This window comes from Acidithiobacillus sp. TH-A67 (assembly GCF_057473545.1).
The window spans coordinates 1-21,346 of record NZ_JBYCKU010000012.1 but is presented as its reverse complement, the minus strand read 5'-3'; the positions used below and the strand labels follow the sequence as shown (position 1 = coordinate 21,346).

Annotated in this window: 22 protein-coding genes; 17 read left to right on the top strand and 5 right to left on the bottom strand. The window is 59.7% G+C overall.

All coding sequences use genetic code 11. The annotated features are described in order from the left end of the window. The 12 genes from AC2VNM_RS01555 to AC2VNM_RS01500 all read left to right on the top strand — a co-directional run bounded on the left by AC2VNM_RS01555 (window position 1) and on the right by AC2VNM_RS01500 (window position 11,482). Complete coding sequence (locus AC2VNM_RS01555) at window positions 1-999, top strand: Nudix family hydrolase (protein ID WP_486912749.1); 999 nt, start codon at window positions 1-3, stop codon at window positions 997-999. Next, window positions 992-1,948, top strand: coding sequence for a glycosyltransferase family 2 protein (locus AC2VNM_RS01550; protein ID WP_483164758.1), 957 nt, complete (start codon window positions 992-994; stop codon window positions 1,946-1,948). The genes AC2VNM_RS01555 and AC2VNM_RS01550 overlap by 8 nt, the downstream gene beginning before the upstream one ends. Before the next feature lies 1 nt (window position 1,949). Further along, the gene (locus AC2VNM_RS01545; RefSeq protein ID WP_483164759.1) at window positions 1,950-2,672 is read left to right on the top strand and encodes a polysaccharide deacetylase family protein; all 723 of its coding nucleotides are present in this window, start codon (window positions 1,950-1,952) and stop codon (window positions 2,670-2,672) included. A 48-nt stretch (window positions 2,673-2,720) separates the two neighbouring features. Next, the gene (locus tag AC2VNM_RS01540) at window positions 2,721-3,770 is read left to right on the top strand and encodes a glycosyltransferase family 4 protein (protein WP_483164935.1); all 1,050 of its coding nucleotides are present in this window, start codon (window positions 2,721-2,723) and stop codon (window positions 3,768-3,770) included. A gap of 67 nt (window positions 3,771-3,837) precedes the next feature. Then, window positions 3,838-4,416 (top strand): Uma2 family endonuclease, encoded by a 579-nt coding sequence (locus AC2VNM_RS01535; RefSeq protein ID WP_483164760.1) that lies wholly within the window; start codon window positions 3,838-3,840, stop codon window positions 4,414-4,416. Between the two features lie 9 nt (window positions 4,417-4,425). Then, the gene (locus AC2VNM_RS01530) at window positions 4,426-5,508 is read left to right on the top strand and encodes a glycosyltransferase family 9 protein (RefSeq protein WP_483164761.1); all 1,083 of its coding nucleotides are present in this window, start codon (window positions 4,426-4,428) and stop codon (window positions 5,506-5,508) included. A 7-nt stretch (window positions 5,509-5,515) separates the two neighbouring features. Continuing rightward, entirely contained in the window at window positions 5,516-6,730 is a 1,215-nt protein-coding gene (locus AC2VNM_RS01525) for an O-antigen ligase family protein (RefSeq protein ID WP_486912748.1), read from the top strand. 58 nt (window positions 6,731-6,788) lie between these two features. Beyond that, entirely contained in the window at window positions 6,789-7,733 is a 945-nt protein-coding gene (locus AC2VNM_RS01520) for a glycosyltransferase family 2 protein (protein ID WP_483189393.1), read from the top strand. Next, window positions 7,733-8,509, top strand: a complete 777-nt coding sequence (locus AC2VNM_RS01515) for a glycosyltransferase family 2 protein (protein WP_486912747.1) — start codon at window positions 7,733-7,735, stop codon at window positions 8,507-8,509. The genes AC2VNM_RS01520 and AC2VNM_RS01515 overlap by 1 nt, the downstream gene beginning before the upstream one ends. After that, on the top strand, window positions 8,506-9,558 hold the full coding sequence (gene waaC / locus AC2VNM_RS01510; protein WP_486912746.1) for a lipopolysaccharide heptosyltransferase I: 1,053 nt from the start codon (window positions 8,506-8,508) through the stop codon (window positions 9,556-9,558). The genes AC2VNM_RS01515 and waaC overlap by 4 nt, the downstream gene beginning before the upstream one ends. Next, window positions 9,555-10,235: a protein tyrosine phosphatase gene (locus AC2VNM_RS01505; protein ID WP_486912745.1), complete on the top strand. Its 681-nt coding sequence runs from the start codon at window positions 9,555-9,557 to the stop codon at window positions 10,233-10,235. The genes waaC and AC2VNM_RS01505 overlap by 4 nt, the downstream gene beginning before the upstream one ends. Next, window positions 10,232-11,482, top strand: a complete 1,251-nt coding sequence (locus AC2VNM_RS01500) for a 3-deoxy-D-manno-octulosonic acid transferase (RefSeq protein WP_486912744.1) — start codon at window positions 10,232-10,234, stop codon at window positions 11,480-11,482. The genes AC2VNM_RS01505 and AC2VNM_RS01500 overlap by 4 nt, the downstream gene beginning before the upstream one ends. 11 nt (window positions 11,483-11,493) lie before the next feature. Here the strand turns inward: AC2VNM_RS01500 and ovoA are convergent, their stop codons facing one another. From ovoA to AC2VNM_RS01480, 4 genes are all read right to left on the bottom strand, one after another. Then, a complete protein-coding gene (gene ovoA, locus AC2VNM_RS01495; RefSeq protein WP_486912743.1) occupies window positions 11,494-13,620 on the bottom strand; it encodes a 5-histidylcysteine sulfoxide synthase in 2,127 nt (708 codons plus the stop codon). Window positions 13,621-13,719: 99 nt separating this feature from the next. Further along, window positions 13,720-15,123, bottom strand: coding sequence for an MFS transporter (locus AC2VNM_RS01490; protein ID WP_486912742.1), 1,404 nt, complete (start codon window positions 15,121-15,123; stop codon window positions 13,720-13,722). Between the two features lie 102 nt (window positions 15,124-15,225). Continuing rightward, window positions 15,226-15,705, bottom strand: a complete 480-nt coding sequence (locus AC2VNM_RS01485) for a tRNA (cytidine(34)-2'-O)-methyltransferase (RefSeq protein ID WP_483164770.1) — start codon at window positions 15,703-15,705, stop codon at window positions 15,226-15,228. Then, complete coding sequence (locus AC2VNM_RS01480) at window positions 15,702-16,424, bottom strand: ComF family protein (RefSeq protein WP_483164771.1); 723 nt, start codon at window positions 16,422-16,424, stop codon at window positions 15,702-15,704. Before AC2VNM_RS01480 ends, AC2VNM_RS01485 begins: the two co-directional genes overlap by 4 nt. Window positions 16,425-16,508: 84 nt before the next feature. On the opposite strand from AC2VNM_RS01480, the gene AC2VNM_RS01475 reads away from it, so the two are divergent. The 5 genes from AC2VNM_RS01475 to AC2VNM_RS01455 all read left to right on the top strand — a co-directional run bounded on the left by AC2VNM_RS01475 (window position 16,509) and on the right by AC2VNM_RS01455 (window position 20,877). Continuing rightward, on the top strand, window positions 16,509-17,690 hold the full coding sequence (locus tag AC2VNM_RS01475; RefSeq protein ID WP_483164936.1) for an aminotransferase class I/II-fold pyridoxal phosphate-dependent enzyme: 1,182 nt from the start codon (window positions 16,509-16,511) through the stop codon (window positions 17,688-17,690). Then, complete coding sequence (locus AC2VNM_RS01470) at window positions 17,690-18,436, top strand: alpha/beta fold hydrolase (RefSeq protein ID WP_486912741.1); 747 nt, start codon at window positions 17,690-17,692, stop codon at window positions 18,434-18,436. The genes AC2VNM_RS01475 and AC2VNM_RS01470 overlap by 1 nt, the downstream gene beginning before the upstream one ends. Further along, complete coding sequence (gene bioC, locus AC2VNM_RS01465) at window positions 18,427-19,269, top strand: malonyl-ACP O-methyltransferase BioC (protein ID WP_483164773.1); 843 nt, start codon at window positions 18,427-18,429, stop codon at window positions 19,267-19,269. Before AC2VNM_RS01470 ends, bioC begins: the two co-directional genes overlap by 10 nt. Then, the gene (gene bioD, locus AC2VNM_RS01460; RefSeq protein WP_483164774.1) at window positions 19,269-19,907 is read left to right on the top strand and encodes a dethiobiotin synthase; all 639 of its coding nucleotides are present in this window, start codon (window positions 19,269-19,271) and stop codon (window positions 19,905-19,907) included. Before bioC ends, bioD begins: the two co-directional genes overlap by 1 nt. A gap of 160 nt (window positions 19,908-20,067) precedes the next feature. After that, window positions 20,068-20,877: a M48 family metallopeptidase gene (locus AC2VNM_RS01455; protein WP_486912740.1), complete on the top strand. Its 810-nt coding sequence runs from the start codon at window positions 20,068-20,070 to the stop codon at window positions 20,875-20,877. 228 nt (window positions 20,878-21,105) lie between these two features. Here the strand turns inward: AC2VNM_RS01455 and AC2VNM_RS01450 are convergent. Continuing rightward, the coding region (locus AC2VNM_RS01450; protein WP_486912739.1) for a transposase at window positions 21,106-21,346 on the bottom strand (241 nt) is incomplete at its 5' end.

The following is a 21,346-nucleotide window of genomic DNA, read 5'->3' as shown; positions in this document are numbered from 1 at the left end:
GTGGCGGTAGTCCCCGTCGCTACGGGTGTCTTGCAGCGGGGTGATGGCCGGGTGCTGGTTTCTTTGCGTCCCGAGGGCAAACCGTGGCCGGGGTTTTGGGAGTTCCCGGGGGGCAAGATCGAGCCCGGCGAGGCACCTGAGGCGGCCCTCCGGCGGGAGCTGGAAGAGGAGATCGGCGTTCAGATTGGTCACCCCGAAGCCTTTCTGCGACGCGATCATCCCTATCCCGAACGCACCGTGGCTTTGCACTTCTTTCGGGTGCGTAGCTGGCAGGGGGAGCCCTACGGGCGAGAGGGGCAGCAGATTCGCTGGATCTACCCGTGGGAAATTGCAGCACTCGATTGTCTTGCGCCCAATCTGCCGGTGGTCGCCAAGCTGCTCGGCGAAGAGCTCCCGCAGCCGCCGCTTTGGCTGATTGCGGATCCCGCGCGGTTGCCGGCTTCCCGCTTTTTGCCGGCTCTGCAGTCCGCCATCGCTGTCGGCCTGCGTGCCGTGGTGTTGCGGATCAAGGAGACGATGCCAGCGGAGCTCGCGGCGGCGATGCCTGGGTTTCTGGAGCAAGCCCGCAATATGGGCGTACGCTTTTTCCTCAATCATCCCGAACCGGCCCCAGACTGGCCAGTTTCCGGCCAGCACTGGACGGAAGCCCGCCTGCAGGCGGCAACGGGGAAGCCATCGGAACCTTTTGGCGTTTCTTGCCACGGGGGGGAGTGCTTGGCGCGCGCTGCACGGTTGCATGCGCGTTATGCCTTTCTCTCTCCGCTGTTCGCCACCCAGACCCACCCCGACGCGCCGGCCCTGGGAATCGAGCGCTTTGCCGAGCTGATTGCGCCTGCGGCGGTCCCGGTGATTGCCCTGGGCGGGATGACGCCGGAGCGGGTTGCGGCAGCCCGTGCTGCGGGCGCCTCGGGGATTGCCGTCCTGTCGGGAATTTTGGAAGCCGAAGACCCCGCCAGCGCCACCCGTGCCTTTCTCGATGCCTGGAATACCCATGCCTGAACTGTCGGTCATCATCCCGCTCTACAACGAAATTGACAATGTCGAGCCCTTAGTGGCGGCTCTGCGCGCCGCTTTGGGCGAGGCCGATGTCGAGGTCATCATCGTCGATGATGGCAGTCGCGATGGTAGTGCCGCCGCCCTCGACCGTGCCCAGGCGGAATGGCCAGAGGTCCTTACGGTGCTGCACCTGCAGCGCAATTTTGGACAGACGGCGGCGATGCAGGCGGGAATTGACGCCGCTCGCGGCGAGGTCATCGTCACCCTCGACGCCGATCTGCAGAATGATCCGCAGGACATCCTGCCGTTGGCCCAACGGCTTCTCGCGGAAAACCTGGATGTAGTTGCCGGTTGGCGCAAGAACCGACAGGATGGGCTCTTGCTGCGCAAGATCCCCTCGCGCATCGCCAACCGCCTCATCCGCCGTCTGACCGGCGTGCGCCTGCATGACTATGGCTGTACCCTCAAGGCCTACCGCGCCTCGGTCCTGCAGGGGGTCCGGCTGTATGGAGAGATGCACCGCTTCATCCCCGCCTGGCTCTCTACCCTCACCTACACCGACCGTATCGTCGAGGTGCCGGTGCGTCACCATCCGCGCCGGGCGGGCAAGAGTAAGTACGGCATCAGCCGTACCTTTCGCGTGCTGGTCGACCTGCTCTTCGTCAAGTTTTTCCTCGGTTACAGCCAGCGCCCCATGCACTTCTTTGGGGTGATTGGGCTTTTTTCCCTGTTCATTGGCTCTGGCATGTTGATCTACCTTTTTATCGATAAATTTGCCGAAGGAGCCGCCATCTCCGGGCGTCCCATGCTGGTCGCCGGGATGCTCTTCTTTCTTGCCGGGCTGCAGTTCCTCAACACCGGCATCGTCGCCGAAATGCTGTCGCGCATCTATTTCGAGGGGCAGGGGAAGACCACCTACGTGCTGCGTAGCCGGAAATCCGATCAAGTCTGAGATGGCCCGCATTCCCATTCTGATGTACCACAACATCGCTCGAGCCCCGGCGGGGGTGCGACTGCGTAGCCTCTACGTTGCGCCGCGCCGCTTTGCCTGGCAGATGGGGCTTCTGGCGCGAGCCGGCTATCAGGGCCTGTCCCTGCGGGATGCGCTGCCCTACCTGCGTCGGGAGCGCAGTGGCAAAGTGGTTGTTATCACCTTTGATGACGGCTATCGGGACAATGTGGTCAGCGCCCTGCCGATCCTGCAGCGCTGGGGATTCACCGCCACCTGTTTTGTGGTATCTGCCGCGCTGGGGGCATTCAACCGTTGGGATGCCGAGCAGTTACGAGTGCAAAAGCCGATGATGTCCCTGTCGGAACTCGAATACTGGCGCGACGCGGGTATGGAAATTGGTGCGCACACGCAAAATCACGTTCATCTGCCTGCTCTGGCAGATGCCGATGCGGAGCAGGAGATCTCAGGCAGCAAGGCAGAGCTGGAGGTGCAGTTGGGCCAAGAGATCACGACTTTCTGCTATCCCTATGGTGAAATGGGCGCGCGGGAGCGGGAGATGGTAGCGCGTTCTGGCTTTGCAGCGGCGGTGACCACGCGACGCGGAAGAGCGCAAAGCGATGCGGACCTGTTCACCCTGCCGCGAATTTCCGTGGGTGGCCATCATTTGCCGCATGTATTCCCTTTGCAGCTTTGGACAGGATATGAAGATCGTCTGCGTTCCTGATGCACAAGTGGGTGCAGGAGAAGGATTCTGAGCGTCCGTTTGCTATGGGTGGGGACCAATCCCGGTGGCGGTGGTACGGAAACCCATATGATCACCCTGCTGCGCGCTCTTGCGCAGCTAGGGGTCGATGCCCACGCGCTGGTGCATCCACGGGGCAAAATTGCCGCTGGCCTGCAAGGCGAAGCAGTCTCTCTCCATTATGGGACCTTCCGCAACAGCGCGGATCCGCATGGGCTTCGGGCCCTGAATCGCGGCCTTCGTCAGTTGCGACCGGACGTTCTGGTCGGTAGTTTCAGCAAGGAATATTGGCCGTTGGCTCTGCTCAGCCGCGCCCATGGTGTACCGCTGACGCTCTTTCGCCACATGGACCTGCGCCTTCGCCCCAGCACCCGTTGGCTCCTTTCCCACTGGCCGTTGCGTCTCTTTGCTGTCTCCGCCTACCTCCGCGAGCGCCTCATCGCTCAAGGCCTGCCCGAAGAACGCGTCGAGGTCCTGCGCAATCCCTTGTCCCTTGCCGACTTTCAGCGTGAACCCGAGGCACGGTCGGCGCGACGCCAGGCTCTGGGGTTGCGGGAGGAGGATTTTCTCGTCGGTTTTGTCGGGGCGTGGCATCGCGGCAAGGGCGTTTTCGTGCTCGCTGACGCAATCGATGCCGCCCATGCCCAGGATGCGCGGGTGCATGGCTTGTGGATTGGTGGTGGCCCGCATGCAGAGGCGTTGCGGGAACGCTTGGTTGGTCGAACTTGGCAGCACGTCATCGGTTGGCAGGAACGAGTCACCCCCTGGTATAGCGTCATGGATACCCTGGCCCTGCCGTCCATCGAACCGGATACCTTTGGCCGGGTCCTGGTGGAGGCCCAGGCTTGCGCCATCCCTGTTCTTGGCGCGGCAATGGGGGGAATCCCGGAGAGCTTTGCGGATGGTGTATCGGGGTTATTGCTGCCCGCCGGGCACAGTGATGCGTGGCGCGATGCCATTCTGCGTCTTGCCTCTGATCGGGGGCTGTGCCGGCAGCTCGCCGCCAAAGGCCCAGCTCAGGTCGAGGGCTTTGCTGCCGACGCCATCGCCCGCGAATTTCTGGCCGCCCTGGGGCGATGACAGTCGAGCGTCGGAACCTTATGATAAGTTCGGAAAATTTGCGGAAGTTCTCCGTGGAGAGAATGTCATGAAAGCGGCCCTGGTAACACCGTTGCCCATGCAAGAATACCTGGAAGGCGAGCAACGATCGGAAATCCGCCATGAGTATGTAGCCGGACAAGTCTATGCCATGGCCGGCGCCAAATTGCGCCACAATGCCATCGTGCGCAACCTGGCAATATCACTTGGGCAGTACAACAAGCAGGCCGTTTGTGAGTTTTTTATTGCCGACATGAAGGTCCGAACGCGGGCGCTAGACGCTTTTTACTACCCAGATATCGTGCTGCGCTGTGGAAACCCCTTACCCGGAGACAGTCTTTATCTGGAAGATCCTTGCCTGGTCATCGAGGTGCTGTCGGAGAGCACGGCCAATATCGACCGTCGCGAAAAACTTCATGCCTATCAGACTCTCTCCAGCCTGCGTGAATATATTCTTGTCGATTCCGATAGCCGCAGTATTGAGGTCTATCGTCGGCGGTCCGAGGGGTGGTGGCATGAACTCCTCAGCGAAGAGGATCGCTTGCACTTTCATTGCGTAGATCTGGATCTCTCCCTGATGGAGGTCTATGCCGGTGTGGATCTGCCGCAAGGGGAGGCGACGGCCTGATCTCCTACTATGCCAAGGCCTTTACCACTCCATCCTCGCCGCATCATCCTCATCAAGTCCCACAGCGCGGGCATTGGCGACATTCTGCGCAGCTCTGCAGCTTGGGCGGTCCTGAAAAGGCGTTGGCCCGAGGCCGAGCTGCATCTGATTTTTCTCACCCGTTGGCCGGGTTACCCGAGCGAGGAACTGATTGCGGGGCACCATCTCCTGCATAGCGCCCACTTTCTGCCCTTGCAGGAAGGGCGCTTTGCTGGGATGCGCGGTGTGGGTCCGAAGGGCTGGCGCAGTCTGCTGCCGGAATTGCGCCGTCTGGGCAGGGAAATTTCGGCGGATCTGATCATCGACCATGAACCGCACGGTATAGAAAGCAGTATTGCTAGTCTGGTCCTGCGTACTCAATCCCCTTGCGCGGTGACGGTGGGGGTGGCACAGGTGGCGGGACGGGGATGGTTCTACGACCACTCCAGTCCCAGTCTGGCGCGCTACGCCAAAGATCGTGGACTGCCGCAGCCGATGGATTACACCGAGCGCGATTTTGCCGCCCTGGTGGCCTTGGGATTAGAGCGCCAGGGCCAGCAAATTGTGCTCCAGGTGGGCGAACCGGGACGTCTCTGGCAACTCGCCCATCCCAAAGACGAAGATGAGCTTCGCATCGGCCTCAACATCGGCTGCGGTACCCCGGATGCCCTATCCAAAAGACCTGACTTGGAGACTTTGGTAGAAGCTTTGGGACGCCTTTGGGAGAATCGTCCGTACCGTCTGTTGCTCACCGGTGCCGCCAACGAATACGAGATCAATGAGGAGTTTCGGCAGCGCTATCAGACTCGCTGGGGCAGTTCCGCGATGATGGAAAATCTTGCGGGCGCAGGTTCGCTCTCGATTTTGGGTGGTATCATCGATAGTTGCGATCTGTTCGTATCGAGTGATTCTGGTCCATATCACATGAGTGTCGCTTTAGGGAAGTCCACCATTGCGCTGTTTCGTCGGCCTAATCCTGAGCACTATCATCAGAACGGGCAGTTGCAGATATTGGTGGAGCCTGCCGCTGATGCGTTGCTGATAACACTCCTACAATCCTTGGAAATCTGCTGAGAGAACTATGCGCCTACGCATTCCCGACCCCTGGATGTTCAGCCTGTATGCCCTGCCGGTATTTTTTTTCCCTTTAAGTACCGCCGCTACAGGGATATCTGCTGGCTTACTGCTTGTGCTTTATGGTGTTAGCGGTCATTGGAAAAATTGGGCCTCTCTCCGTCAGAGAGTCTGGGTACTTCCGCTATTTCTGTATATGGCATGGACGTTTATAGGTTTGATATGGACCAAGGACCTGCACGCTGGGCTTAAGGTCGCTGCGACTGCTAGTTATGGAATCTATGCTATTATTGGCGCCACGCTTCCTTGGAGGGAGAGATATTTTAAAATCTTTGTTCGTTTATTTTTGGCTGGGTTGGCTATCAATGGTTTATTGGCGGCACTAATAACTTGGCGAGTAATTTTGTGGCACTACAGTCCTGATCTTCCTTATGTGGGCCTGTCAGATCATATTTGGTGGTCAATGGCCTTGACTCATGCTATTCTCTGGCTTATTTTTGATCTAAAGAAGAAGTGGAATTTTTCTCGGTTTATAAATTTGCCGTTGCTGATCATTTTTTCGATAGAGCTTGCTCTGTCACCGGGGAGAAGTGGACAGTTGCTTTTTCTTTTGCTTACCCCTATTGCCATATTTTTTATCTATAGCGGAATTTGGCGTTATTGGGCATTATTTGGTACCGCCGCCATTGTTGCCGTTATGTTGGTGTCGCCGTATGTTCAGTCTCGCTTGGAATTAGGGGTTAAAAATCTCCAACAGTTTGTTTCACAACCTAAAAGTACGGATACTAGTTGGGGAATTCGTCTTGCGACTATGTGGGCTGGCGCAGAACTGATTGTTGAGCATCCTTTTTTTGGAGTTGGGACTGGGGATTTTGGTACGGCTATGGAAAAATTGCAGCGGCAAGGAGTTGTTACGGAAACACCGGGCATCAGGAGCGACTCAGCAGCAAACAGCTATCTGAGTGAGGGCGCAGTTCTGGGCATTCCAGGCCTATTGTTGTTCTTGTGGTTTTTGATAAATTTATCGAGAGAAAAATTGAAAATTTGGCGTGAACCTCAGGGATGGTTGGTGGTCACTTATCTTGGTATTTTCTGGATTGGTGGTTTATATAATACGCTTAACTGGGGTTATGCAGACGCCATGGGGTTAGCGTTTTATGCTGGACTGCCGTTGACTTATTATAAAAATACAAGAGCTAGTGTAATAAATGACGAGCTATAAGAGAGTTGGCAATGAAGACTCGATGTGTTTTAGAAATTCCTAAGAAAAAAACTAAGTCATGAATGTAGGCGTGATCATATTAAACTTTAATGGTCGAGAAGTTCTTCGAGATTGTCTACAGTCTTGCTTAGATGCTGGTGTACCAGAAGAGATGGTGACTATTGTAGATAACGGCAGTACTGATGACTCACTAGCGTTAGTTGAAGAGTTTTCAGGGGTCCAAAAAATCCTGATCGGTTGCAATGCTGGTTTTGCGCGTGCTGTCAATAAAGGTATTTGTGTTACTAACGGCGATTTGATCCTGATTTTGAACAACGACGCCCGCCTCTTGCCGGAGTCTCTTTGCGCCCTTCTGGACTGTGCCGATAAGAATCCTAATGGTGCATTTATTGGTGCACGACTGCTCAGTCCCTCAGGCAATCCGCAAAACGTGGTAGCGGATTTCCCGCATTGGTGGTCCGAGATGATTCCAAATTTTGTAGGAAAATTACGTCGAAAAAATCCCAAAATGCTTGGCGTTGAAAAATCTGTTGACGTACCTTCGTTGATCGGCGCTGCCTTTCTTGTCCGTAAGCAGGTGCTGGAACGTTTAGGTCTTTTGGATGAGGATTTCTTTTTTTATCTGGAAGAGACGGAATGGTGTCATCGTGCCCATCAGAAGGGATTTCAGGTCATATTTTGTCCAGAGGCTCGGGTGGAACACGGTCTGGGTGGCACCGCCAATCGGTACAAGGCGGAGGCGCGCATCGAGTTTCATCGGTCCCGTCTGATCTATGCGCGAAAGGTGGAGGGTACTACTGCACGTAATCTGCTTCTCGGGGTGCTGTTTGCGTCGAGCTTCATCAATTTCCTGAGCAACGCAGTGTTGCTGGTCCTTACACTCTTCGCTTTTTCCAAGCTACGCCGAAAAACTGCCATGTATGGTAGGCTTTGGCTCTGGCACCTCTTGGGGCGCCCCGTTGACTGGGGGTTGCCAAATAAATGTCCTGAACTGAGGAAGTGATGGGCACGGGTCTTTCTGCAGTGTACATCACCAAGGACGCAGCGCAGCATCTGGCAGCATCTATCCGTAGCGTTGTGCGATTGGTGGATGAGGTTCTCGTCGTGGATAGTGGGTCCAGCGACGAAACTGTCTCCATAGCCGAGCGAGAGGGCGCTCGAGTAATCTTCCATCCGTGGTCGGGTTTCGGCGCTCAGCGGGCATTTGCTGTCGCCGCTGCAGTCCACGACTGGATTTTGATCGTCGATGCAGATGAGGTCTTGGAAGCTGATTCGGCGCGAGCTTTGCGTGAGGCATTGGCGATGGCGGATGGTATCGGTGGATTCCACCTTCGACGAAAAAACTATATCGGCAGGCGAGAAATTCGGCATGGCGATTGGGCAGGCGAATGGGTACTGCGCCTCGTGAATCGTCAGAAAGGTCGATACAACCCCGCGGATCTGGTGCATGAGTCGTGGCAATGCAGCTGCGTGGTCGCGCGTTTGCAAAATGCCGCATTGCACCATTACACGTTTTCCAGCACCCAAGAAATGCTTCCCAAACTTCAGCGCTACTCCGAACTCAACGCGCAGAAGGTAGCAGCGCGGGGGCGGTCGGTGGGTCCCTGGGCGCCCATGAGTCATGCCCTCTGGGCCTTCTTTCGCGGTTACATGTTGCGCGGGGGATTTCTGGATGGAGTGGAGGGCGGTGCCATTGCCTGGACCACTGCCGTCGGCGCTTACTTCAAATATGCCATCGCCCGTGACCTGCTGGCGGCACAAGCTGGGAAGCGGCGATGAGGGTCTTGCTGGTGCGCCTGAGTTCCCTGGGAGATGTGCTGCATACCTTGCCAGCCATTACCGATTTGCAGCGCAACGGGAAGGACGTGGAACTCGACTGGCTGATCGAGCCCGCCTTTGCCCCGATTGCCCGCTGGCATCCCGGAGTGCGAGAGGTCCTGCCTTTTTCCTTGCGTAGCCGGCAAGGGGGACTCGGCACGCTCCTCGGGCGGCTCCGCGAACTTCGCCGGCAACTGCGCACCCAGCGCTATGACCTCGTTCTCGATAGCCAGGGGCTGTTCAAGAGTGCTCTGCTCGCCCGTCTGGCGGGGACGACCGTCGCCGGCCTCTCGCCCCGCAGCGCTCGGGAACCCTTGGCGACCTACCTATACGGCCAGCGCCACGCGGTCCCCTGGGGTCCTACGGCCATTCAGCGTAACCGCGAGCTCTTTGCCCAGGTCTTTGCCAGCCCACGCCCGTCAGGACTGGCAGACTTTGGTTTGCAGAAGCAAGCGGTATCCTGGCGCGCGGAAAATCTCGCATTGGCCGCAGGGAAGGATGCGCTACCCTTCGTTCTGGGCTTGCACGCCACTTCCCGTGCCTGGCAAAACAAGGAGTGGCCCCTGCGCCACTGGATTACCCTAGCCCATTCCTTGGCCGATGCCGGCTATGATCTCGCCTTGCCGGCCATGGGCGCGCGTGAACAGGAACGGGTAGCGACCATTGCCGCCGCAGCCGACAATGTCCGGGCCCTGCCGCAGATGGATCTGGAAGGATTGGGCCAGGTCATGCTGCAGGCGCGTGCCTTTGTTGGTATGGATACGGGGCTTTCCTATCTGGCCGCGGCATTGGGTCTGGCCGGCGTGACCCTGTATGGCCCCACGGCTTCTGAGCAGGAGAATATGCCCGGCTCCGCGCAAGCGATACTCCAATCCACGGAAAACTGTGCCCCTTGTGGAAGCACCCGCTGTCGGCGGATCCATCAGCCCGAAGAACCCATTCCTTGTCAGGAAGGAATGCAGCCGACAATGGTTTGGGAACGTTTGGCCCCCTTGCTGGAGCGATTATGATTGCCGGAAGCCAGTTAGACAGAGCAGAAACCCGTCGCTACCGGCGGCACCAGTTCTGGACCGATCACGGCATCTTTCGCGAACTGTTCTACGCCAATTTTCACGAGATTGCACCGGGGCTCTTCCGCGCGGCGCAACCAGCACCCTGGCAACTGAGCCAGTGGCAGGCGCAGCACCACTTCGATGCGGTGTTGAATATCCGCGCGCCTGCTCCCGAGGAGGCCCAATTCCGCTTGGAGCAGGATGCCTGCGATGTCCTCGGTATCGCGCACCTGCCGATTCATGGTTTCGGTTCGCGGGACCTGCCGCAGAAAGACTCCCTGCTGGCCTTCCTGGATCAGATTCCGGAGCTGCCTCCCAGGCTTCTGGTCCATTGCAAATCGGGGGCAGATCGCGCCGGCTTTATCTGTGTGTTGTTACAACACCAGCGCTATGGGATGCCTTGGGAGGAGGCGCGCAAGGAGCTACGGCTCTGGCCGTACGGCCACATCCGCCATGCCAATACCGGCATCCTCGACTGGTTTTTTGCCTGCCTCCAGGCGGATTTGCGGCAGGAGCCGGGACTCACGCTGCGGGACTGGGTGGCGACGCGCTACGATCGGGAACAGATGCTGGCCAGCTTTCGCCCCTGGTATCGTCTCGACTGGCTGACGGATCGCATCCTGCGGCGGGAATGATGTCGCGCCTCTACCGCCTGCTGACTCGTCTCCTCCTACCGCTGCTACTGCTCTTTACCTGGCAGCGGATACTGCGCCGACCGGCCTATCGCGCCCATTGGCAGGAGCGCTTTGGTTTTGTCCCGCGGCGCAGTGATCGTCCCCTATGGATTCACGCGGTCAGCGTGGGCGAGGGGATGGCTGCCCTGCCATTGATCCGCCAGTTGCGCGAGCGGCACCCTGATCTGCCGATTCTCATCAGCAGCACGACCCCGACCGGGAGGACGCTGCTGGCACGGGAGTTGGCGGGGATGGTCACGCAAGTCTATCTTCCCTATGATCTACCAGGTGCGGTGCGGCGCTTCCTGGAACGTAGCCAGCCGCGCCTGGGGGTACTGATGGAGACGGAGCTCTGGCCCAATCTCTTGCGGGTCGCACGCCAGCGAGGCGTTCCGGTGATGCTCCTGAACGGTCGCCTGTCCGCTCGCTCGCTGGCAGGCTACCGCCGCTTCGCCTCGCTCTTTGCCCCGGCCCTTGCGGGCCTGGCCTGGGTTGCTGCGCAAAGCCCGGACGACGCGCGGCGCTTCGCCGCGCTCGGCGCGACCAGGGTCAGCGTACAAGGGCAAATGAAGCTTGACCTGCAAATCGATGCCGGTCAGCGGGCGCGGGCGGCGAGCTGGCAGGAACGCTTTGCGGGCAGACGTGTTTGGGTCTTTGCTTCGACCCATCCCGGCGAAGAGGAGCTGGCGTGGGCTTCGTTGTCGACCTTGCGCAAGATCGAGCCAAAGCTACTGCTTGTGCTGATTCCCCGCCACCCGGAGCGGGGTGACGCCTTGGCCGAACAACTGCGGAGTGTCGGACTATCGGCGCCGCGCCGTAGCCAGGGAGAGTTTCCCGGAGCGGACGATCCCGTATATCTGGTCGATACCCTGGGCGAGTTGATCGACCTCTATGGCGCAGCGGATCTGGTCTGGATCGGCGGGAGTTTCGTCACCCGGGGTGGTCACAACCCTATCGAAGCGGCAGCTTGGGGCCGGCCCATCATCGTCGGCCCACATATGGAAAATTTTTTCGACACCCTGCGTTCTCTGCAAGCGGCAGATGCCATCTGTCAGGTGGCGAGTGCAGAGGAAGCCATGCGCCGCAGTGCTGAGTATCTCGCCGCCCCCGATCTGGCCCGCGCCTTGGGAGAACGTGCCGCCACCTGGCAAGCGAAGCAGGGCGGTGCCGTCGCGCGCGCCCTGACGGCTATTGAAGAGTGTCTGTAAAACGAGCGCGTTCAGGCAGATTCGCGTCGCCGCCAGACGGTAACCTGGGCGATGCTGTGCTGGTATTTCCTTGCCGTTTCACGAATCACGAAGGGCAGATCGCGGGGATAGCCGGGAAGCAGATCGAAAGTTTCTCCCAGGTTTTCCTGCAGGCCTTGCAGGCTGTCGAGGATTTCCCCATTCCGGCGTACTCCGCCAATCCAACGCTCCTTGGGCGTAAACTCCTCGAGCCAAGTATACGGTGAGCTGATCACCAATAATCCACCTGGGCGGATGCGCTCGGCCATCTGGCGCAGGAACTTTTGCGGATCGCGCAGGCGATCGATCAGGTTAGCGGCGAGGACCAGATCGAAATCGCGATAGATCGGCTTGAGGTTGAGGGCATCCCCCTGCAAAAATTGGCAGCGGCTGGCAGTCGCCGCCAGGCCCAGGGCGTTGAGGTCTGCCCAATGGTGGCTCTGCAATTCCCCTTCCTCGGTGACGGTATAGGGAAAACGCAGCTTTTCCTGCAGACGTGCTGCAACCTGTACGAAGCGGGTGGAAAAATCGATGCCGAGAACGCTCTCTGCGCGAGTTGCCAGAGCGAAGCTGCTCCGCCCCACGGAGCAACCGATATCGAGAACACGCTGTGGCTGCCCCGCGCCCCATTCGGCCAAGGCCAGATCTGCGATGGCTTGGGCATAATTGGCGACGCCAAAATAGTCGGGACCAAAATGAAAGTGGCAATACTGTGCCACCGCAACATCGCTCTCATAGACCGGGACCTCGGGCAGGGGATTGTCCGAGCGCACATAGCGAAAGCCTGCGTGCTGGAAAAAATGACGGCGGAAGGCGTAGCGAGCCTCGCTTTGTGTCTCGTTGCCCAGGCTGATGAAGGAGCCTCCCTTGATCAGGTTATGGCGCTGGTCAAAGGTCGGTACGGTGAAGTCATCGTAATACGGATGCACGCGAAACCCCGCGAACGGGTAGATGGGGGTTTCCGTCCACTGCCAGACATTGCCGACCACGTCGTAGAAATCGCCGTGCCGGAAACGATCGACGGGGCAGGGCGAGGCACCATGGGCAAGCCCGATCTGGGCCGGTGCCATTTCGCCCCAGCTGTCGCTGTCGCCAAGCCCGGAGAGATCGCGCAGACGGCGCCATTCGTCCTCACTTGGCAGGCGCAGCCTGGCGCCGGTCTGTTCTGACTTCCAGCGGCAAAAGGCGCTGGCTTCATGGTAATTGACTTCCACCGGCCAGGACCAGGGCATGGGGCGTTCTTCGGCAATGAGCCGCAAGCACCAGCCCGCCGGATCTTGCCGCCAAAAGCTAGGGTGCTGGGGACGGACATATTGTCGCCACTGTTCCCCTTCGCTGCTCCACCAGCGCGATTCCTGATAGCCCCCGCCCTCGACAAAGGCGAGAAACTCGGCGTTGCTGACCAGCATTTCGCTGGCAGAAAATGCCTGTAACTCCTGCTCGTGCGAGCCATATTCGTTATCCCAGCCATAACGCAGGGCATCCTCGTCCTTGCCTAGGTGCACCCGTCCCGCAGGAACATTCCGCAGACGGTTTTGCGGGATCCCCCGCGAGGCGGAAGGGAGAGCTTCGGGTGTGAAGGCGGCTACCGGGCGCACGCGCTCCAGGGGGAGTTGGCGCATGAGGACGGAGCTTGTTTCGATGTGGATGTTTTCGTGCTCGATGCCCATCAGCACTGCCCACCACGGCGAGTCCCAGTGTATCGGTAGTTCCAGAGGCAGGCGGCTGATCACCCCGTCGACCATCTCGCGTACTTGGTTGCGGTAGGCGCGGACGCGGTCCACCGTCGGCCAGTCGTAATGGGCCTCGTCAAGATCATCCCAGGACATCTCATCGACGCCCACCGCAAAGATCGACTCCAAAGCGGCATCGATGTGTCCGTCCAGCAGTCCGGCAACGCGAAATTTGTTGCTGTAAAAGGTTGCCGTATGCCCAAAATAAAAGATCAACGGATGCCGCAGGGGAATTGCCTTTCGGTACCAAGCATCCGCATCGCGCAGATGTGCAAACAGCGCTTCGTCCAGACTGAAGGTTTGGTGAAAGACGCGCCGGATCTCTTCCCGCTTTTCCTCCGGGTGCCGACCATCCAGCCGCAAGGGGTGAATACGTATTCCGCTCATGAAGACCCTCCCGATTCTGATATCAGAATACCACAAGATACCGTCCGGTCGGAAAACAAAAGCCCCGCCGGAGCGGGGCCAGGTTGGAACGGGATAAAATCAGACTCGGGCGGGCTGGGATGCTCCCTTCAAGGGCACGACTCGATCCTCAGCGCTGACCTCCTCCAGGGTTTTACCGCTGGGCTCGGGGATGAAGAAGATGGTAAGCAGGAGACCTGCGAGGGCGAAGAAGAAGGTGATCATCAGCGTGCCATGCAGCCCAAAGTCATGCAGCAGGACCGGGAAGATGAAAGCACCGATGAAGGCGCCGACCTTGGCGGTACCCGCCGACAGGCCGTGTCCGGTGGTACGCAGATTGACCGGAAAGACCTCGCCGGCAATGACAAAGGTGGTGGTGTTGGGACCGTACTCGGCAAAGAAGTAAGACAAGCCATAGATCACCAGGAATACGCCGATACTGGCGGAAATTACCGGAAACGCGCCAATCAGCAAAAACATCAGCCCCATCATGAAAAAGCCGAGCATCTGCAGGGTTTTGTGACCGATGCGGTCGATGGTAAAGGCGGCCAGAAAATAGCCGGGCACGGCGGCGACTGCAAAGACGATCAGGCTCAGGGCGGTACTTTGCATGACATCGGCATGAGGCGCCAGACGATGCATGATCATCGGGGTCGAGATGGTGTTACCGTAGTAGGCATAGTCAAAGACAAACCAACTACCGGCGGTGCCGAGCAGGGTTAAGAGGTACTTGGACAGGGGCTGCTTGACGATTTTCGTCTCTGGTTTGCGCGCCGTGGCGGTGCCCAGACTGAACGACGCCAGCTCCCGTGCCGCTGCCTCGCCATCGCCCTTGACCCGCGCCAACCAGCGCGGGGATTCGGGCAGGGTCCGCCGGATATAGATCACCGCCAGGGCGGGCAAGGCCCCCAGGCCGAGCATCAGGCGCCACGCCAGCTCGTGGTTCATCCCCGCTGCCAGTAGGGTCAGGGCCACTACGGGACCGGTGACCAGGCCGATGGCCTGCGCCGAGAACACCAGGGAGACCATGCGTCCCCGTGACTTGCTATTGGCGTATTCCGACATCAGCACGGCCGACATTGGATAGTCGCCACCGATTCCCAGCCCCAGGATGACACGGGCGATGATCAGCACGGTGACGCTGGGGGCCACGGCCGATAGCAGCGCACCAATCACCATCAACAGGGCCTCCAGACCGTAGATCTTTTTGCGGCCGAGTTTGTCGGCGAGAATGCCGAAAACATAGGCACCGACGAAGGTGGCGATCAGGGAAATGGCTCCTACCAGGCCTACTTCGTCGGGGCTCAGATGCCACTGCTCTTTGATCAGCACCAGAGCGGTACCAATGATGAAGAGATCATAGGCGGAGGTGAAAAAGCCCATGGAAGATGCCCACATGGCCTTCAGATGAAAGGGACTGAACGTGGCGGTGTTGAGGGCGCTGGAAATATCTCCATCCACGACGCCGGTAGCGGTGTTGCTCATGCTGTGACCTCCTGCAGTTTGCGGCTATGTACAGATCAGAGCACAACTCTACACCTTATGTATGACACTATGATGAAGCTTTTATGACACTTTTATGACAGCTTACTTGCCGCCGACGTAACCAAGCTGTCGCCATGCCTCGAAGACAGCGACGGCGCAGGAGTTCGAAAGATTCAGGCTGCGCTGTCCTGGTCGCATGGGTAGGCGGAGAAGACGGTCTGGAGGAAATTCCGCGAGGACCGCGTCGGGCAGCCCCCGGGTTTCCGGACCAAAGAGAAAGACGTCCCCGGTGGCAAAGCGGGCCTCGGCAAAACTTCCTGCTGCCCCTTTGGTGCTGAAGGCAAAGATCCGCCGGTCATCCAATTGCGCGGCGCAGTCTGCCCAGCAGGCATGCCGCTGTACCTCAGCAAATTCATGGTAATCCAGGCCGGCGCGGCGCAGGCGGCGATCCTCCCAGGCAAAGCCCAAGGGCTCGATCAGATGCAGGCGTGCCCCGGTGTTGGCGCAGAGACGGATGACGTTGCCGGTGTTGGGAGGGATTTCGGGCTGATAGAGCGCCAATTCGATGAAGGATGTGCTCATAGTGCGCGCGCCAGAATCCACAGATCCACCCGCTGCACGCCCTGTGCTTTGAGGAGCTGCGCCAGCGCTTCTGCGGTACTCCCAGTGGTCATGACGTCATCGACCAAGGCTATGTGTGCCGGCAGTTTGCCACGTAGGGTAAAGGCGGACTGCAGGTTGGCGCGGCGTTGGTCGCGGCTACCGCCGACTTGGTGTGGAGTGTTACGAGTACGACGCAGGACATCGCGCAACGGAATCCGGTACGCACGCGCCCAGTGCCACGCCAATAAAGCCGCCTGATTGTAGCCGCGTTCAGCCAGGCGGGCCGAGTGGGCAGGTACCGGCAACAACGCGTCGGGGCGCGCCGGCAGGCTTTCCGTGGTCCAGGTTCGTAGCCAGGCCTGGGCGAGCGGGCGGGTCCAGTCCAGCCCGGCATGAAATTTCCAGGCGCTGATGGCCGTGGCCAACGGATGGGTATAGACGAAGGGGCAAAAGGTGTAATCGTAGCTGGGTGCCTCGATACTGCAGACTGGACAGTCGCCATCGGCATTGACGGGCAGGGCGCACCAGCTACAGCGGTCGGCGGGCAGTCGGGGTAGTTCGCGATGGCAATCGTCACAGATTGCGGCTCCGGGCGCCGAGCAGAAACGGCAACTTTCCGGCAGGAGCCAAGAGACGAAACGTCCCGGTGCCTCGCGCCAAATCTCTCGCCTCGGTAACCCGAATGGTATTGCTAGCAAGCTGCTATCCCCTCTGCTCAGGCAGCATTGTCAACATTGCCTGACGCATTGACAAGGCGCGCCCGGCTCCCCTATACCGTGCCCATGACGATAGCCAGCACCCTGCTCTGCGATTGGGAGGCAGCCCTCGCGGCCCGCGCCGAGGCGGGACTTCTCCGCCAGACGGAAGTCCTGCAGCCGCTGCCGGGGCCGCGCCCCTTCTACCGCGACCGTGCTGGCCAGACCCTGCTTTCCTTTGCCAGTAATGACTATCTCGGCCTCGCACGGCATCCCGCCTTGCGAGAGGCGGCCAGTGCGAGCTTTGCCAGTGGCGAGTACGGAACCGGCGCCGCGCCCCTGCTTGGTGGTATGCGGGCGGAGCACGAGGCCCTGGCGCAAGCCTTGGCCGATTGGCTGGGGGAGGAAGACGTCCTGCTCTTTGGCTCGGGCTACCTGGCCAACCTCGGCATACTGAGTGGGCTGGTCGAGGCGCGCGACCTGCTCCTCCTCGACCGCCTTGCCCATGCCTCCCTCATCGACGGCGCGCGACTTAGCGGTGCCCGCCTGCAACGCTTTCGCCACAACGACCTCGCGCATCTGGAAACGCTGCTGCAAAAGCCGCGCCGCGGCCGGGCCTGGATCGTCAGCGAAGGGGTGTTCAGTATGGATGGAGATTTGGCCCGGCTACCGGAATTGTCGGCCCTCGCCGCGCGTTATGACGCCGGTCTGCTGCTGGACGAGGCGCATGCCTTTGGTGTTTTAGGCGCGCAGGGGCAGGGTAGTCTGGCGCACTGGGGCTTGCCAGACGGGGCGGTGACCCTGCGCGTGGGCACTCTCGGCAAGGCCTTTGGCAGTTATGGTGCCTTTGTTGCCGGTCCCCGCAGCCTGACGCGCTGGTTGCAGCAGGCAGCCCGTAGCTATCTCTTTCATACCGCGCTGCCGGCGAACGTCGCCGCGGCCAGTCGCGCCGCCCTCGATCTACTGCGCGAGGGAGAGGGGCTACGTCAGCATCTACAGGAGCTCCGCAATACCCTGCAGGCCGGTTTGCAGGGGTGGCCTTATCTGCCTAGCCAGACGCCTATCCAGGGGCTGATTCTGGGTAGCAACGCAGCGGCCTTGGGGGTGGCCGCTGCTTTGCGCAGTGCGGGCATCTACTGTCCGGCGGTACGACCGCCGACCGTGCCCGCGGGGCGGGCTCGACTACGCATCAGTCTCAGCGCCGCCCACAACCAAGACGACATCCAGCGCCTGCTCTGTGCCTTACAGCCTGTAGCGGGGGGCGATTGATGCGCCAACGTCCGCATCTCGTCCTGTTGCATGGCTGGGGTATGGAAGGGCGGGTCTTCTCGCCCTGGCTGCAAATGCTGGAGCAGGATTTTCACGTGCATAGCTGGGAGCTTCCGGGACACGGCGAGCGTCCCTGCCCGGCGGCAGGCTGGCAATGGGAAACGGAGCTCGATAACTTGCACCAGCGGCTGGTGGCAGTGTCCGCAGCTCCCATTCTCCTGGGCTGGTCGCTGGGTGGATTGCTTGCCCTGGCCCTGGCCTTGCGTGAAGACCTGCGTTTGACAGGATTGGTGTTGGTCGCCACTTCCCCCTGTTTTGTCGCACGCCCCGACTGGCCAGCGGGAATCGCAGCGCAAACCCTCGACGACTTCGCCCGAGAACTCACGCGCGATGCCCAGGGGCTGCGGCGACGTTTTTTTGCCCTGCAGACCCTGGGGGATCCTGCCGCCCGCACCCGTATGCTGCAGATCGACGACTGGCCCTTGCCAGATCGCGACTGTTTGCAAGCAGGTTTGGGATTTCTGCGGGATATCGATCTGCGTCCTTCCCTACATGCTCTTCCCTACCCGGTGTTGCTCTTGCAGGGGGATGCCGACCGGATTGTGCTGCCGGCAGCGGCGGAGGCTCTGCAGCAGGCCCTGCCGGGGAGCGTGCTGCGCCTGCTGCACTGTGGCCACGCCCCCTTCCTCAGCCAGCCTACGGCCTGCTCCCAGGCCCTGCGAGAAGTCTTTCTCAGATGCCCCTGAACAAACGCCTCATCCGCCGTCATTTCGCCCACGCTGCAGCAGACTATGAGGCACTGGCCACCCTGCAGAATCAGGTTGGGCAGGAAATGATCGAACGTCTGGATTTGCTGAAGATCGACCCGCAGGTGCTACTCGACCTGGGTGCCGGGACGGGGTTGCAGAGTCGGCGTCTGAATCGTCGCTTTCCACGTGCCCGGGTGCTCGCCGTCGATCTGGCACTACCCATGCTGCAAGAAGCGCGCCGCCGCAAATCCTGGCGCCAACGGCAGTGGTATCTGCAGGCCGATGCGGAACGGTTGCCCCTGCGCGATCAGTCGTTGCAAATGGTGTTTTCGAATTTTGTCCTGCAATGGCTGCCCGACCCCTTGCCCGCCTTGCGCGAGCTGCGGCGGGTGCTCCAACCGGAGGGGCTTATACTCTGCAGCTCGCTGGGGCCCGATAGTCTACGCGAGCTGCGACAGGCCTTCTGTGCCGTGGATGATGAGCCGCATGTGCATGATTTCTTGGATATGCACGACCTTGGGGATGCCATGGTGCAGGCCGGTTTCGCCGACCCGGTGCTCGATGTCGAACGCTACGAACTACACTACGACGATCTGGATACTCTGCTGCGTGATCTGCGCGGTATTGGCGCAGGTAACTCCCAGCCTCGTCGGGGGCTTTTTACGCCGCGGAAGTTGCAACGCCTGCGTAGCGCTTACGAGGAATTTCGTACGCCAGACGGTAAACTGCCTTTGCAGTACGAGGTAGTCCATGCTCATGCTTGGCGGGCTGCCGATCGGCCGTCAGGAGAGTTGCAACCCCTTCAATTCGTGCCGCGCAGGCGCAGCTGATGGCGCAGGGATATTTCATTACCGGTACGGATACGGAAGTCGGCAAGACCCACGTCACGGCAGCTCTCGCCCGTGCCTTTGCCGCGCGCGGCTTGACAGTGGCGGCGCTCAAACCCTACGCCTCGGGCCAGGAGGCCGACGGTACCTGGATCGATATCGAGCAGTTGCGCGCTGCCAGTCATCCACCCTTGGCGCCGAATGAGTGTAATCTCTATCGTTTCGCTCCGCCCATCGCGCCGCATTGGGCGGCGCAGCTGGCGGGGCAGAACATGGATCGCAAACGGTTGGCCGCCTTCGTGCAGGCCCGTGCACAGCAGGTTGATCGCCTCCTCGTGGAAGGGGCAGGGGGGCTACTCGTGCCCCTGGGCCCCGGCTGGGATACCCTGGACTGGGTCGAGGAACTTGAGTTGCCGTTGATTCTGGTGGTTGGCTTGCGCCTGGGTGCCATCAATCATGCCCGTCTCAGCGAGGCTGTCATCCTGCAGCGCGGGGTACCGTATGCGGGATGGATCGCAAACCACTGCCAGGAACAAGTCGCTGCCGGCACCCTCGAGACCCTGCAGGAGCTGATGCTCGGCAACTGTCTCGGTAGATTGCCTTTTCTTGCTACGGAGATCGATGGCATCGAGCTTCCGTAATGCTCAGGATCTGTTTACACTCTTTTCAATATAAAAAGCGCATTGCAGGCGTCCATATGCCGCAAAAAGTACAGAGATGGGAGCGTGTGGGATGGTGTGGATCAAGACGTTGGCATGGTTGTTGCTAAGTGCTTTCCTGATAACGGTAGGGATGGTCTTAGTGACCTCCCTGGCATTGTTGCCGTTTTCCGGCAGTGACATCTCCTCTTCGCTGAGCACCTTGCTCCCATGGCTGCCGCTGCTTGTTTTTGGATTGAGCCTGACCGGCGCCCTGTTTTTTGGATTGCTTACACCTTTGGTGGTCCAGCGCGGATTGAACTTGCAGCGCTTGGGTGCGACGCCCAGAGAGCAACTCGCGACTACTGTCGCCAATGAACTTGCACAACGCCTGGGAATGCCGGCGCCACAGCTTTATCAGTTTTCCGCCGCAGTTCCCAACGCCTTTGTCCTTGGCATGGGTCGGCAACATGCTTGGCTGGTCTTGTCTTCCGGCCTCCTGCAATCGGCTTCCGATGCGGAACTGCGTGCCGCCATCGCGCATGAAATGGCGCATGTGTACTTCGGAGATATGTCGAGTATGCAGCTTTTACTGGGCACGAGTATTGTTGTGGCCTTTGCGGTGGCACAGATTCTGACCATGCTCTTTCATACCCCCCAGCAATCGCGCTCCATTTTGCTGAGCGCGCTGCAAGTCGTCATTTTTCTGTTTGCGCTGCTCCCCATCGCCTGGTTTTCCCGGCGGCGGGAATATGCGGCGGATCATTTCGCCGCCGAGCAGTATGGGGCGGCAGGGATGATTTCGCTGCTGCGCCGACGGGCGTCTGCCAATACTCAGGATGACTGTTGCGGACCTCTGGCAGCGTTGGCCACCTTTGGTGAGAGTGGAGGAATTCTGGCCGGACATCCGACGCTGGAACAACGGATCGCCGCCCTGCAACGGAAATATCTGGCGCTGAAGTGGGAAAGCTAGTACCGCGTGTGCCTCTGCGCGGCAGCGACAAGCTGGGCATCCCGCGCGTCGGTAATTCGGATCATCGGCGTCGGCTATTGGCGCAAAGAAAAGACTAGTTATGAGTGCGAAAATCAAATACAGCGATGAACCCCTTGCCAAGATTCAGGTGCTTCCTGACTTCCTTCCTTCGCCAGTCGAATTGGCGTTTCGTGAAGAGCGCATCCCCTTTAACTATTAACCAGGCCCTTAAATATCTAACATCGCATAGCGTGCGGCGGGGTGGTGGAAATAGCGTGCGACTTTCTCGGGCATTTGGCGTAGCCCGTTCATGAAAGTTGTTGCCTTCTCCAGCAAGCTTTGGGTATTCGTGCTCATGGGGCCTGTACGTAAGGCGGTTTTGAAATCGCGATTGAGATACTCGTCGGGGTTGGACTCTGGCGCATAGGGCGGCAGGAATACGAGCTCAATGCGGTCCTGCTTGTCGGCC

Bases quoted from the DNA above. Each gene is read 5' to 3' on its own strand.
- AC2VNM_RS01485 (WP_483164770.1), bottom strand. From the start codon at position 15,705: ATGAGCACATCCTTCATCGAATTGGCGCTCTATCAGCCCGAAATCCCT.
- AC2VNM_RS01470 (WP_486912741.1), top strand. From the start codon at position 17,690: ATGCGCCAACGTCCGCATCTCGTCCTGTTGCATGGCTGGGGTATGGAA.
- AC2VNM_RS01535 (WP_483164760.1), top strand. From the start codon at position 3,838: ATGAAAGCGGCCCTGGTAACACCGTTGCCCATGCAAGAATACCTGGAA.
- AC2VNM_RS01525 (WP_486912748.1), top strand. From the start codon at position 5,516: ATGCGCCTACGCATTCCCGACCCCTGGATGTTCAGCCTGTATGCCCTG.
- bioD (WP_483164774.1), top strand. From the start codon at position 19,269: ATGGCGCAGGGATATTTCATTACCGGTACGGATACGGAAGTCGGCAAG.
- AC2VNM_RS01545 (WP_483164759.1), top strand. From the start codon at position 1,950: ATGGCCCGCATTCCCATTCTGATGTACCACAACATCGCTCGAGCCCCG.
- AC2VNM_RS01505 (WP_486912745.1), top strand. From the start codon at position 9,555: ATGATTGCCGGAAGCCAGTTAGACAGAGCAGAAACCCGTCGCTACCGG.
- AC2VNM_RS01475 (WP_483164936.1), top strand. From the start codon at position 16,509: ATGACGATAGCCAGCACCCTGCTCTGCGATTGGGAGGCAGCCCTCGCG.
- AC2VNM_RS01520 (WP_483189393.1), top strand. From the start codon at position 6,789: ATGAATGTAGGCGTGATCATATTAAACTTTAATGGTCGAGAAGTTCTT.
- waaC (WP_486912746.1), top strand. From the start codon at position 8,506: ATGAGGGTCTTGCTGGTGCGCCTGAGTTCCCTGGGAGATGTGCTGCAT.
- ovoA (WP_486912743.1), bottom strand. From the start codon at position 13,620: ATGAGCGGAATACGTATTCACCCCTTGCGGCTGGATGGTCGGCACCCG.
- bioC (WP_483164773.1), top strand. From the start codon at position 18,427: ATGCCCCTGAACAAACGCCTCATCCGCCGTCATTTCGCCCACGCTGCA.
- AC2VNM_RS01530 (WP_483164761.1), top strand. From the start codon at position 4,426: ATGCCAAGGCCTTTACCACTCCATCCTCGCCGCATCATCCTCATCAAG.
- AC2VNM_RS01515 (WP_486912747.1), top strand. From the start codon at position 7,733: ATGGGCACGGGTCTTTCTGCAGTGTACATCACCAAGGACGCAGCGCAG.
- AC2VNM_RS01550 (WP_483164758.1), top strand. From the start codon at position 992: ATGCCTGAACTGTCGGTCATCATCCCGCTCTACAACGAAATTGACAAT.
- AC2VNM_RS01500 (WP_486912744.1), top strand. From the start codon at position 10,232: ATGATGTCGCGCCTCTACCGCCTGCTGACTCGTCTCCTCCTACCGCTG.
- AC2VNM_RS01490 (WP_486912742.1), bottom strand. From the start codon at position 15,123: ATGAGCAACACCGCTACCGGCGTCGTGGATGGAGATATTTCCAGCGCC.